We start from the raw sequence: 13,075 nt of genomic DNA, 5'->3' as shown, positions 1-13,075 counted from the left end.
GCACGCCGCCGACAGGAGCCACCTAACCAAGTCCGCGGCCGCGCTGGTCAGCGTAATGAGCGACGAGGCTCCGCTAGTGAGTGTCGTGATTCCGACGTACGGCCGACCGGAGTTCCTCACCGAGGCCGTCGAGAGCGTCCTCGACCAGACGTACGACCACATCGAGGTCGTCGTCGTCGACGACTGCTCGCCCGACCCCGTCGAACCACAGCTCGCCGGCGTCGACCCCGGCGACCGCTCCCTCCGCGTCGTCCGCCACGAGGAGAACCAGGGCGCGAGCGCCGCCCGGACGACGGGCATCGAGGAGTCGACCGGCGAGTTCGTCGCGTTCATCGACGACGACGACGTCTGGCTGTCCGAGAAGGTTGAGCGCCAGCTGGCGGCGTTCGAGGACCCCGACGTCGGCGTCGTCACGACGGGCCTGCGCTACGAGGTCGACGGCGAGGTCTCGCACGTGATGCGCCCGACGCTGTCGGGCGACGCGACCGTCGAACTGCTGTACGGCGAGCCGTTCGGCACGTTCTCGACGCTGATGGCTCGGCGCTCGGTCGTCGATGTCGCGGGCACGCCCGACGACCGTTTCCCGTGCTGGCAGGACCGCGAGTGGCCCATCCGCCTCTCACAGCACTGTGCGGTCGCGTCGGTGTCCGAACCGCTGGCGGTCCACCGCATGGGCGACCACGGCCAGATAACGGACGACTTCGAGACGAAGCGCGACGTCGCCTACCCGCTGTTCGTCGAGACGTTCCGGCCGCTGGCCGCCGAGTACGGGCCGCGCGTCGAGCGGCGACTCGTCTCGACGCGCTCGAACTTCGTCGCCTCGGCGGCGCTGAAGGCGGGGCACTACGACGACGCCCGGCGGTTCGCCTGGCAGGCGATTCGAGCCGACCCGACCGACCACGACGGCTACGTCCACCTCGGACTCGGCCTGGGCGGACGACGGCTGTTCCGGACGGCCCAGCGGGCGAAACGGGCGCTGAACGGACGACGCGCCGCGAGCGGGTCGTAACGCCGCCCGATTAGCGCCCCGAGCGACCAGCGGCCGACGGTCGCTCGACTGCCGGTGGGGGACGGTCGGCCACCGGTTCGGTCCCGCGACGACGGTCGCTAGGTGGGGTGTATTCGACACGTGAACCGACCGTTCGAACGGTATACGACACATAACAATACCGCCACAGCGACTCCTCTGACCCATGTACTCGCTGTCACAGGTGCGTCGAGCGCTCGACTCGCCGTCGCTCATCACCCAGGAGCTGAACCGGGTCGCCCACCGCCGGGGCAACCGCTGGTCGTACAACGAACGGGGTATCGACCTGTTCGCCGAGGACTGGGACAACCTGCTCATCCTCGACGCGTGTCGCTACGACATGTTCTGCGAGCGCAGCACGCTTCCCGGTCGGACCGAGTCGCGCATCTCGCGCGGGTCGGCGACCTGGGAGTTCCTCACCGCGAACTTCGCGGACCGCGACCTCACCGACACGGTGTACGTCACCGCGAGTCCGATGCTCCACCGCAACGAGTCCGAACTGAACGCGAAGCTCCACGCCGTCGTCAACGTCTGGCAGGAGGACGGCTGGGACGACGAGTTCCGGACCGTGATGCCCGAGACGCTCGGGCAGTACGCCAAGGAGGCCGCAGAGCAGTACCCCGACAAGCGCCTCATCGTCCACTACCTCCAGCCACACTACCCGTTCATCGGCCCGACCGGCCGGGACCACTTCGACGTCGACACGCTCGCCATCTGGGACGAGAAGCGCGACGGGAAGATCGACATCCCCGACGAGTACTTCGTGAAGGGCACCGAGGAGAGCCTCGACATCGTCCTCGACCACGTCTCGGAGCTGCTCGACGACCTCGGCGGGCGGACGGTCGTCACCTCCGACCACGGCCAGGCGTTCGGCGAACGCGGCCTCCCGATCCCCTCGAAGGTGTACGGCCACCCCATCGGCATGTACATCGACGAACTGGTCCGCGTGCCGTGGCACGTCTACGACAACGGCCCGCGCCGGACCATCACAAAGGAGGAACCGGTCGCCACCGACGAGGACATCGACCACGAGGTCGTCGAGGACCGACTGAAGGACCTCGGCTACGTCTGAGACCAGGACCTCCACGGTCCGCCAGCGTCGCGGTCCGCGGTCGCGAGGCCCACGTGGTCAGTCCGACGCCACCGGGTCCTCGCTGACCAACCGTTCGCACACCTACTCATTCGGGGTCCGGCCATCGGCCACCGGCCCCCGAGTGCCTTTCTATTACGGGACAATCGGTATCCCCTGACGGTTCACATCTGAAGACTATGAGCGTAGTTGGAACGATCTCAGCCCCGGCAGCGGAGTTTCGACTGGGGCGGGCGCTGAGCGTCGCGGGTGCTCGTATCGAACTCGAACGGACGGTCCAGCGAGACGCCCCGCTCACCGCGTGGGTGTGGACGGACGACCCCGAGGGGTACCTCGCCGAACTGGAGTCGCGCGACGTCGAGGGAGTCCACTGTGAGGAACGCGTCGACGGTGGCCTACGCTGTTCGGTCGCCTCGCTGGGTGCGTCGGACTCGCCGGAGCTGTTCGACGCGTTCGGTGACGTCGGTTTGACGCTGCTGTCGGCCGAAGGCGACGACCGGACCTGGGAGTTCTGCGTCCGGACGGCGGCCAACGGCGACCTCACGAAACTCCGTCGGGTCGCCGCCGAACGTGCGATTCCGGTCGAGGTCAGCCGCCGGCCAGCCAGCGACGGGGCGGTCTGCGCCGCGCTGACCGCCATCCAGCGCGAGACGCTCGTCGCCGCCTACCACGAGGGCTACTACAGCACCCCGCGGACCGCGACGCTGGCGGACCTCGCCGAACGGTTCGACGTCAGCCCGCGAGCCATCTCCCAGCGACTGCGTCGCGGCGTCGGCAACCTCGTCGAAGCGACGCTGCCGGTCGAGTAGCCACGGCGCTCCGGAGGCGGAAGGCGGGGAACGAGTGAGGAAGGAAGGGGAGAAGGGGAAGGGGAGGAGGGGGAGACCGGAGGAGCCGGACGGGAGGCGGAGACGGTCTCCGGTCAGTCCAGGCGGTTCACGATGGTTCCGAGGGCGTAGCACATCCAGCCCTGGTTCCAGCGCATGTAGGGTGTCTTGTCGCTGAGCACGCGTCCGCGTCGTCGGTAGAAGTGGCCGTCCGACTCGTCGAACAGGTTCTCGATGGCCCACTCGAAGATGTCCGCCGCCAGCGCCAGGCTCTCCGGGGAGCCGTCCTTGACGAACGAGCGGATGGCCTGCGCGGAGGCGTGGACGTCACGCGGGTAGCGCTTGTCCGACTCGAAGCGCGGCGCGCCGCCCTCGTCGAACAGTTCGGCACGGTAGAACGCCATCCCCTTGTCGTAGGCCGCCTGGAGCGTCTCGTCCGGACGGACTTCGAGGTAGTCGTGGATGGACTCGAGGACGAACCCCGTGTGGAAGTTGTCGTGAGAGAGGCGCGACCCATCCGAGGGTTCGGAGTAGTACCACGCGCCCTTCTCGTCCTGGACGTCGAGGACGAACGCCATCACCTCGTCGGCACGCTCGCCGTACGCTTCGTTGTCCGTTCGGTCGCCGACGACGGCGAGCAGGCTCGCACCCAGCGCGTTCGCGTTGACGACCACGTAGTCGTCGTAGGGCGTGTACGCGAACGTCTCGAACTCCCGGACCTGCACGCGGTTGATCTCCTCCATGATGAACCGGGCGGTGCCGTCGGCGACCTCGAGGGACCGTTCCTCGCCGGTGATGTCGTAGTGGCGGACGAACGCCTGGGCGACGAACACGCTGGCGACGATGGAGGGGAAGTACTCCGGCAGGAAGAACTTGTTCGAGTTCTGCCAGTCGAAGTTGTAGCCCCACGCGTTGTTGTCGGCCTGGATGGAGCGGTTCTCCCAGAGCCACTCCAGGAGCGACTCGGCCTCCTCCAGGTACGACTCGTCGCCGGTCTTCTCGTAGGCGTCGAGTTGTGCGGTCGCGAACAGCGCGGTGCCCTTCGCGTTACGCTCCTTCTCGATGCCCAGCAGCGGGCGGAGGTTCGCGGGGAACTTGTGGACGCCGTGCATGCAGACTAGTCGCGTGAACCAGTTGCGTGCGAACGGTTCGAGGACGGGGCTGTTCAGCCCGTCGTAGGGGTCCCAGCCGGCGTAGTCTTCGCTCCGGGCGTACGCGAGGGCGTCGTCGAGGTACTCGCGGACGACGTCGGGGTCGAGGTCGCCCGACGGAGAACGGTGGACGGATTGCATCGACCCTCGCTACGGCGACCCCGTGCTTTGGTAAGTGGGGCCTTCCGGGGTGAGACGAACGGGGACCACGCAGCGAAACGGGGAGTCGCGAGGACACGGCCGGTCTCCTCGGACTCAGACGTATCGCGTCGTCAGGAGTCGCAACCAGAGGTAGATGGCCACGCCCGCGACGACGAACGCGCTGAACAGGTGGAGGAACGGGTTCCCGAATCCGACGATGGCCGTCGGGACGTCGACCGTCTCCGCGTAGCGACGGGCGACGCTACCGACGAAGTACGCCACGCTCAGGAAGGCGACTCCGGCACCGGCTCTGAACGAGTGGCTCCCGACGGCGTACACCCCGCCGAGGAGCGCCAGGCAGACACCGTACAGCCGCAGCATCTCCGCCTGGAACGACGAGAGGCCGGACGGCCCGTACGCGAGCGTCCCCGACTCCACGACGAACACGACGCCGAGCAGCACCAACACCACGCCGAGCACTCGACTGTCCTCCATTCGTCTCGACGTGCAGAACGGTCGGGGATGTATCTTCTGGAGACAGTGTGTCGAACGGACCAGAAAAGTGCCGGCGGTCAGTTCGCGGTCACCGTCGTCGCGTGAGCGGGCGACGACGCGAGGGAGCGTCGGTGACGACTACGTGCAGTCGTCGATGACGCTGCCCGTGATGTCGACGACCTCGTCGCGCACTGCGCGGGCGCGGTCGAGGTCGGGTTCGACGTCCTCCTTCGAGAGACCGGTGAGGAACTCGCCGATGTCCGCGGGGTCCCGTGAGTGGAACACGCGCTCTTGTTCGACGAGGTGCTGGTCGACCGAGAGCATCGTGTGCGGGAAGAAGGACACGGCGGGTTTCGCCATCGCCGCGGCCTCCCGACCCATCGTCCCCGACCCAGTGAGCGTGCAGTCGGCGTGCCACGCCAGCTGCAGACCCGGTAGCGGGTCGTCGGGGACGAACACGCGGTCGGTCGAGTACGGGGCGGCGTGCTTCCGGTCGCCGGGACGCCGTGGCAGGTACACCACGTTCATCCCCGCGTCGATGGCCTGTTCGAGCACGGCGGGGACCAGCGAGTCCTCGGGGTCGAGGTCGACGTACGCCGCGCCGATGGCCTCTGGCCGGACGACGACGTAGTCGTCGAACGGCAGTTTCCCGAGGAACTCGGGGTCCGGTTCGAAGTCCGCGACACAGACCTCCTCCTTGAACCCGTCGTAGGTGTGGATGGAGTCACGCGACGCGCCGTAGTCGGTGAGTTCGGCCAGTTGGAACGCGTCGGGGACGACGTGGGCAGTCGCCATCGCCCGGAAGTAGTTGAACCCCTCCTCGACCAACGGCGTGTCGAGGTAGTAGGTGATGTCGTTGTCCGTGAAGTGGATGGAGGGGATGCCGTGGGCCTTCGAGGCCAGCACGCACATCGCGTTGCGCTGGGACAGCGAGACGTCCGCGTCGGGCGTTCGCGCCGACAGCTGTAACGTCCGCAGCGGGACCCCCATCGTCCGGAGCAGTTGGTTGTCGTAGTCCTTCCCGCGGACGGTGAACTCGAAGCCCGCCTCCTTCGCCAGCGGTACCGTCTCGGTCTTCTCCCGGGCCGTGACGACCGTCGGCAGGTCGAGACCGTCGGCGATGGCCTTGAAGAAGAACGGGTGGGATGGGCTGGCGAGGTCGATCCAGACGCGTTGCTGGCGGCTCATCGCCGCGGGCGACTGCTCGGACACCGTCATAGCCCGACCACGTCGAAGCCGGCACCCGTCCAGGCGTCGGCGTCCATGGTCCCCTTCGTGTCGAGCAGCAGGTTCCCGCGCATCTTTCCGCGGATTGCGGCGGGGTCGAGGTCGCGGAACACGTCGTGGTCGGTGGCGACGACGATGGCGTCGGCGTCCGCGACGGCGTCGTCGACGCTGACTAGGTCGAGGCTCTCGTCGTCGACGAGCGGGTCGGCGACCCGCGTGTCGAGCGCGAGGCCGCCGTCGGCGAGCGCGCGCTCGGGCGTCGCCTGCTTGAGCGTCTGGGCGAGTTTCAGCCCCGGCGAGTTGCGCGTGTCGTCGACGTTCGCCTTGTAGGCGACGCCGAGGACGGCGACGCGCTTGCCCTCCAGCGACCCGAGTTCGGCTTCGAGGATGTCGGCGACGTACTGGGACATCCCGTCGTTGACCCGGCGGGCGCTGTAGATGAGGTCCAGCGACTCCGAGTCGTGGGCGAAGAACAGCGGGTCCACCGGCAGGCAGTGGCCGCCGACGCCCGGTCCGGGCTGGAGGATGTCGACGCGCGAGTGGCGGTTCGCGAGCGCGATGGCCGCTCTGGAGTCGACGCCGTAGTCACGCGCGATGCGCGCCATCTCGTTGGCGAACCCGATGTTCAGGTCGCGGTAGGCGTTCTGGGCGAGTTTGACGAACTCGGCGGTCGTCGCGTCGGGCGTGCGGTGGACGGTGCCGTCGATACACGGCTCGTACAGCGCCGCCGCGTGGTCCGTCGAGTGCTCGTCGACACCGCCGACGAACCGGTCGTTCGCTCGCAGTTCGTGGAGGATGTCGCCGGGCAACACCGTCTCCGGGGAGTACCCGAGATAGAAGTCCTCGCCAGCGCGCATGCCCGAGCGTTCGAGCGCCTCGCGCAGCGGCCCCTCGGTGGTTCCGGGCGGGACCGTCGACTCGAGGATCACCGTGTCGCCCTCGCGGAGCACGTCCGTGATGGCGTCGGCGGCCGAGAGGACGTACTTCAGGTCCGCGCGCTCGGCTTCGAAGTCGAGCGGCGTCGGGACACAGATGAGGTGGACGTCCGCCGGTTCGACGGTCGCAGACGGCGTGAGCGTCCCCTCCTCGAGTGCCTCGACGATGTACGCTTCGAGGTCGGCCTCGCCGAGGGTGAGGTCGCGGCGGTGGAGTCGGTCGAGCTTGCGCTCGTCGACGTCGAACCCCACGACGTCGTAGCCGTTGTGCGCGAACAGGGCGGCGGTCGGCAGGCCGACGTAGCCGAGCCCGTGGACACACACCGTCGTCATCGTCGACCCTCCGCGGGAGAACCCCGCTGTCGACGCGCCAGAGGGGAGTACCGTGACATCGTCATCTGGCTAGATATCCGGCGGACTCGTCCTTTGTTATGACACGCCTGTCGAGAACGACCCCGGCGGGAGCGAGCGGCAGGGACCGGTGAACGACCGCGACGAGCGGCGGGCGGCCGCGTTCGGCACCGAGTGACAGCCCCGCCGCTCAGCGTGCGAGAAAGCGGGAGAAACCCGCGTTATGTTCGACGTAACGCTGACGCCGAACCGGAACGCGACCGAATCGATGGCGAACGACCGTTTAGTTCGTCTGGGGCTGGAACCGGAGCGTCGCCGACCCGTCCATGCGGAAGCCGGTGAGCGTCCCGGCGAAGCGGTAGGCGTCGCGTTCGCCCTCGACGGTGCCGGCGACGGTGCCGTTCCGGATGGTGTCCTCGGCCTCGATGTCGCCGAGTTCCAGGCTCTTCTCGACGTGGCCGTCGACCGAGAACTGGTAGTCACAGCGGCCACTCGAGCCCGTCCCGTCGACGACGATGAGGTCGCCGAGTCGCGGGTCCTCGACCTCGCCGAGCAGGTCGGGGCTGACCTGTTCGCCGTTGACGTAGACGACGGCCGGCCCGTTCAGTTCGAAGTGCGTGACCGCACCGGAGAACCGGTAGCTGTCGGTGCCGCCGACGACCGCGCCCTCGGCGCTCTTGTCGACGATGTTGTCCTCGTCGTCGAACGTCCCCTTCTCGGGGTTCGGGACGACCGAGCCGTCGACCGTCAGCTGGTAGGTCGCGGGCTCCTCGGCGGTGCCGACGACCGTGATGCTGTTCTCGGGCACGCCGTCGGCGGTGACGAGCGACTCGTGGTCGACCTGTTCACCGTTGAGGTACACCTCCGCCGAGCCCTCGAGGACGAACTCCGAGAACTCACCGGTGACGACGTAGCTGTCGACGCCGCCCGCGACGGTCCCCTCGGCGCTCGTCCCGGAAATCTTGTCGTTGGCGTCGAACGAACCCTTCTCGGGGTTCGGTTCGACGGCCTCGGTGACCGTGAACTGGTAGACGCCGGTCTCGCCCTCGCTGGTGCCGACGACGGAGACGACGTTCTGGCCCTCGGGGAGCGTGGTGTCGCCCGAGCCGTCCGAACCGCCCGTCGAACCGCGACCCGAGTCGCCCGAGCCGCTGGAGTCGTTCGAACCGTCGGAGCCGCCCGTCGAACCGTCCGTCGAGTCGTCCGAACCGCTCGACTCCTCGACGAGCGACTGCGGGTCGACCTTCAGGTCGTCTCGGTAGACCTCCGCACCCTCGGTGATGTCGAAGGCCGTGATGGCTCCGGAGACGATGTAGCTGTCGACGCCGCCGGCGACCGTCCCGCTGACGGTGCCGCCGGAGATGTTGTCCTCGTCGTCGAACGTCCCGCGGTCGGGGTCCGACTCGACCGAGCCGTCGGTCGTGAACGTGTACTCCGCGACCTGGTCGTCCGAGAGGCCGATGATGCTGATGGTTGCGGGCGAGCCGTCACCGGATTCGGGCTGGTCGGCGCTGCCGTCGCCACTGCCGTCGTCGGTGCTGCCGCCCGTAGGGACGGGGACGTCGAGACCGACCTCCCACGCGGGCGTGCTCATCGTCCCGTAGTTCTCGACGGGGAGGACCTCGTCGTCGAGTTTCATCGTCGCGCCGTCCTCGGGGTCGACGGCCGCACACCGGAACGCGTCGACGGTGAGCGCGACCGACTGGCCCTTCGCGAGTGCGCCGTACGCACCGTTACCGTCCTTGTCGAGGGTCAGCATCTGGTCGCCGGCGTCGGCGGCCTCGCTGACGTTGTCGGCGCGGACGTGGTAGCGCATGTTCGCGTCGGCCGTGATGGTCAGCGACTGCGAGGACGACCCGTCGGAGCCACTGTCGTTCGAGCCGTCCGAACCGCTGGAGTCGTCCGAACCGCCCGAGCCGCCACTGGACCCGCCGTTCGGGCCGGTCGACGTCTCGTCGGGGAGCGGACAGCGGTCGCCCTTCGTGAGGCCGTTCGTCGAGACGGAGCTGTCGCGGAACGCCGTCGCACGACCGCCGACGTTGACGTTCGTGTTCTCGACGGTACAGTCGTCCGCGCCGTCGATGTGGATGCCGTCGCCGTTGGGCATCTGGATGCACGAGTCGGTGATGGTCGTCCCGTCACGACCCTCGATGATGACCGCGGCCTTGCCCTTGCAGTCGCCCGAACCGGTGACGACGAGGTTCTTGATGCTCGCACCCCACGGTCGGTCGGGCGTCGTGTGGCTGTCGAAGCGCTGCTCGCGCGGGTCCATGAACCAGACCGGACGCAGACCGTCGACGTCGACGTGGACGCTCGTGTTGTGGATGTCGATGTCCCCGTCGGACGGGTTGATGAGGATACCCGCCATCGCGTTCTTGTACGTCGAGAGGATACGGATGTCGCAGTTGTAGATACCACCGCCCGACTTCCCGTACTGGGCGCTGGAGAAGTAGACACCCATCGTGCCGGTCGGTGCCTTCTGGTCGTCGATGACGTTGTCCGGGTGCGCGTTGTCCCAGTCGATGACGATCTCACAGTTGCGGAGCTCCGAGCCCGCGGCGGTGCGGATGCCCGCCATGTCGTTGTTGTGGAAGACACAGTCCTCGAAGACGATGCTGCCGTTGTGCTTCCCGGTGTAGAGGCCACCGTCACCGCCCTGGTTCGAAATCTCGCAGTTCTTGAAGTTGACGTGGCCCTCGTGGTCGAACACGCCACCGCCACCGTCGCTCGCGCCGTGACCGGCGAACACCGACGGGCCGGTCTTGTTGTAGTTGACGATGTTCGCGGTGCCGCCCGAACTCTTCATCGCCGGGAGCATCGACCAGCGGCAGTACGGTTCGCGCCCGGAGAAGCCGACGTGGTCGACGTCGTGGACCTCGACGTTGTCCTGCGCCTGCAGGAAGTTCCCGATGTCGCCGCCGCGACGGTCGTCGGTGTTGTCGAAGGTGAAGTTCTCCAGGAGGATGCCGTTGGAGTTGTAGCCGGCGCGGACGAAGTAGCCCGACTCGCCGTTGTTCGCGCGGAAGGTGACGTCGCGCGGGCCGTCACCGAGACCACGAAGGCCCCAGTTCCGGAGGTCGCCGTCGACGATACCGTCGTCGCTGCCCGTGCCACGGAAGACGTAGTCACCGGGAGGGACCTCGATGAGCAGGCCGTCGTCGTTCGGGACGTCGATGGGGTCGTCGCCGTCGGGGTCCCACCCGAGGTCGTCGACCGCGTCGACGACGCGGTCGAACGAGATGCCGTGTCGGGAGGTGGCCGCGCTGGCCGTCCCCGCTACCGTCGCCGCACCGACCGTCGCCGCCGCTGCCGCGCTGAGCTTCATGTACGAGCGGCGGTTAAGCAGGGATTTACTGCCGTCTTCAGCCGTCTCGTTCGTGATTTCGTCGCTTTCCGATCCGCGTTCCGAGTCGTGTGCCATACGATTCGAAAGGACGCCCTTACCGGTATAAAGATTGGGAGTAATAGTATTAAATCAGCCGCCTCAGGACGGCTACTCCTATTCTACGGCCGCCTCAGCGACGGAGCTACCCGAAGACGCGGGGCGGGACGACGAAACCGACAGACGCCGAGGTGTTGCCGCCCGTGCCCGTCTGGGTCCCGCCGGTGTCGCCACCCGTGGGCGTGTCCGTCCCGCCGCCGGTGTCACCGCCCGTCGGGGTCGACGTCTCCCCGCCCGTGTCGCCGCCCGTCTCGTTGCCCGCTCCGGCGTCGGTGCCGCCGTCGGTACCGTCGCCGGCCTCACCGCCGGTTCCGTCGCCAGCTTCGCCGCCACCGGTGTCGCCACCCGTGTCGGTGCCGCCGGTCGGCGCGGGCGTCGCGGTCGGTTCGGGCGTCACCACGGGGATGGGCGTGCTGGTTCCGGACGAGGGAGCCTCCGTCGACTGGGCGTCGCCGCCGCCCTCACCCTCGCCGGCGTCACCGCCCCCGGCGTCCTCGCCACCGGTCCCTTCGCCGGCGGCCCCGTCGTCACCGCCCTGGTCTTGCTGCTCGGGCGGGTTCGAGGAGTCGACGTAGTAGATGGTCAGCTCACCGGTGCTGAACACCTTGCTGACGTCGTCCTCGTCGGTGATGGAGTTCAACGCCTCCTCGGAGAACGTCGCGCCACGATAGGCGCCGATCTCCCGTTGACGGTCGAACTCCGAGACCGCGAAGTAGTACGGATACGGTGAGTGGGTCGTCAGGTTGTCCGCGAGCAGGTTCTGCTCGTCGATCTCACCCCACGGGAAGATGGAGGGACCACGCAGACCGTCCTCGTAGCGCCCGGGCGCGCCGCGGATACCGTTCCAGCGCATGTCCGTCTCGTTGTACTCGAAGGCGGTGTCGTACCCGTCGTGCATCTGCTGGGGAACCCCGCTGCTCGAGAGGTAGATGTACGGCGAGGGGAACACCACCAGCAACGAGAGCAACAGCGCCCCGAGGATGGCGACGGCCCCGATGGTGCGGACCGAGCGCTCGTACTTCCCGCCGGCGACCGCCCGGTAGAACGAGTGCATCATCACGATGCCGAGCAGCGTCGCGATGACCATCGCGAACCCGACGTGTCGGAAGAAGTACCGCGAGATGCTCCCGAGGAAGTGCGCGAGGAAGAACGGTCCGAGCACCAGCCCCCCGTACGCGAAGTAGGTGATAGCCTCGTTGCGCTCGCCCGACTCGTCGTCGAGACGGCCCGCGAGCGCGACCAACACGAGGATGGCCCCCAGCGCGACGAACACCGCCTTCACGAAGAACAGCTTCATGAACAGTTCGACGATGCTGACGCCGATGGACGAGGCGGAGTCGGTCTGGCTCTGGATGCCCTGCCCGGGGCTGTTCTGGCCTTCGACGTACTTCGCGACGGCGTCGTACACCTTCCCGAACATCGTGTAGACGATCTGGTAGCGCGACGCCCAGAGGACGTAGAACGCGCCGAACAGCACCGTCGGCATCGCCAGCGAGCGCGCGTCCGCGAACACGCTCCCGCCGGGGAGCCAGCGGTAGAGCTTCTGGACGAGCGCGATGGTCGCGAACAGGATGAGGACGTTGAGCGCGACCTGCCCGTGGAACAGCACCGCCGCCGTGGTGCTGAGCAAGAGCAGTAGCCCCGTCGCAGTCAGGCCGTTCGCCAGCCCCCGCGAGTGTCGGGAGAGATACTCGAACAGCAAGAACAGGATGACGGTGAAGAAGAACGTCGTCATCGTGTACGGGTGGAAGTCGAGGTACGTCGAGATGTTCGTCACCGGCAGGAGCAGGCACGCTGCGAACACGGCGATAGCCGTCCCCGCCAGGTCGTCGACCAGCGTGCGGACGATGAGCGGGACGAACACCAGGTAGCCGAGCGCCAGCAACTGGACGAGCAGCATCATCGAGCGCGGGACGGAGATGCCCGTGATAGTGTGGATGAGTCCGACGGCGCTGTGGCCACCGGGGTAGAAGATGTCCATGGCCTCCATCTCGCCGGTGATGATGCCACGCGCCCACCCCAGGTGGGTCATGGCGTCGTGCTGGCCGTAGCCGAAGTAGCCACGGACCGTCGGCATGAACACGACGAGCGCCGTCGCGAAGATGGCGAGGCCGAGCGCCGCCGGTACGAGCCACCCCTTCGGTCGGAGCGCGGTGACAGCCACGCTGACGACGAGCGCGATGGCGACACCGAGCCAGACGGTGGCCGGCGTCGCGCCGTAGATGGACAGTTCGTACCCCTGGGCGGGCGCGAGGTGCGCACGCACGATAGCGAACGTGAGCGCGAGGAACCCGACGATGAGCAGCAGCTTCGACCGACGCCGCCGCCGCGTGTCCTCGTACTTCATGGTTCGCTCCGGGTTGTCGCGTTCATCTGTTGTGTGCCCTCA

The 13,075-nt window shown here is 67.8% G+C and carries 9 protein-coding genes; 3 read left to right on the top strand and 6 right to left on the bottom strand.

Translation table 11 applies throughout. The features are described 5' to 3' along the window. Positions 1 to 55 precede the first annotated feature (55 nt). The 3 genes from M1L36_RS20905 to M1L36_RS20895 all read left to right on the top strand — a co-directional run bounded on the left by M1L36_RS20905 (position 56) and on the right by M1L36_RS20895 (position 2,926). Positions 56 to 1,009: a glycosyltransferase family 2 protein gene (locus M1L36_RS20905; protein WP_250875698.1), complete on the top strand. Its 954-nt coding sequence runs from the start codon at positions 56 to 58 to the stop codon at positions 1,007 to 1,009. 184 nt (positions 1,010 to 1,193) lie between these two features. Beyond that, positions 1,194 to 2,099, top strand: a complete 906-nt coding sequence (locus tag M1L36_RS20900) for an alkaline phosphatase family protein (protein WP_250875697.1) — start codon at positions 1,194 to 1,196, stop codon at positions 2,097 to 2,099. Positions 2,100 to 2,296: 197 nt separating this feature from the next. Then, positions 2,297 to 2,926 carry a helix-turn-helix domain-containing protein gene (locus tag M1L36_RS20895; protein ID WP_250875696.1) on the top strand — a complete coding sequence of 210 codons (630 nt, stop codon included), beginning with the start codon at positions 2,297 to 2,299 and terminating at the stop codon, positions 2,924 to 2,926. A gap of 113 nt (positions 2,927 to 3,039) precedes the next feature. On the opposite strand, the gene M1L36_RS20890 is transcribed toward M1L36_RS20895, so the two are convergent. From M1L36_RS20890 to M1L36_RS20865, 6 genes are all read right to left on the bottom strand, one after another. Then, on the bottom strand, positions 3,040 to 4,236 hold the full coding sequence (locus M1L36_RS20890; RefSeq protein ID WP_250875695.1) for a hypothetical protein: 1,197 nt from the start codon (positions 4,234 to 4,236) through the stop codon (positions 3,040 to 3,042). Positions 4,237 to 4,350: 114 nt separating this feature from the next. Next, a complete protein-coding gene (locus M1L36_RS20885; RefSeq protein WP_250875694.1) occupies positions 4,351 to 4,731 on the bottom strand; it encodes a hypothetical protein in 381 nt (126 codons plus the stop codon). Between the two features lie 138 nt (positions 4,732 to 4,869). Beyond that, positions 4,870 to 5,949, bottom strand: a complete 1,080-nt coding sequence (locus tag M1L36_RS20880; RefSeq protein ID WP_250875693.1) for a DUF354 domain-containing protein — start codon at positions 5,947 to 5,949, stop codon at positions 4,870 to 4,872. Beyond that, complete coding sequence (locus tag M1L36_RS20875; protein ID WP_250875692.1) at positions 5,946 to 7,226, bottom strand: nucleotide sugar dehydrogenase; 1,281 nt, start codon at positions 7,224 to 7,226, stop codon at positions 5,946 to 5,948. The genes M1L36_RS20880 and M1L36_RS20875 overlap by 4 nt, the downstream gene beginning before the upstream one ends. Positions 7,227 to 7,527: 301 nt before the next feature. Beyond that, on the bottom strand, positions 7,528 to 10,665 hold the full coding sequence (locus tag M1L36_RS20870; RefSeq protein ID WP_250875691.1) for a right-handed parallel beta-helix repeat-containing protein: 3,138 nt from the start codon (positions 10,663 to 10,665) through the stop codon (positions 7,528 to 7,530). Between the two features lie 106 nt (positions 10,666 to 10,771). After that, positions 10,772 to 13,033: a hypothetical protein gene (locus M1L36_RS20865; protein ID WP_250875690.1), complete on the bottom strand. Its 2,262-nt coding sequence runs from the start codon at positions 13,031 to 13,033 to the stop codon at positions 10,772 to 10,774. Positions 13,034 to 13,075: the final 42 nt, after the last annotated feature.

The sequence above is a fragment of the Halomarina rubra genome (assembly GCF_023699475.1).
GTDB lineage: Archaea > Halobacteriota > Halobacteria > Halobacteriales > Haloarculaceae > Halomarina > Halomarina rubra.
Note: the sequence above shows the minus strand (reverse complement) of the source record. Positions and strands in the feature narration are given on the sequence as shown.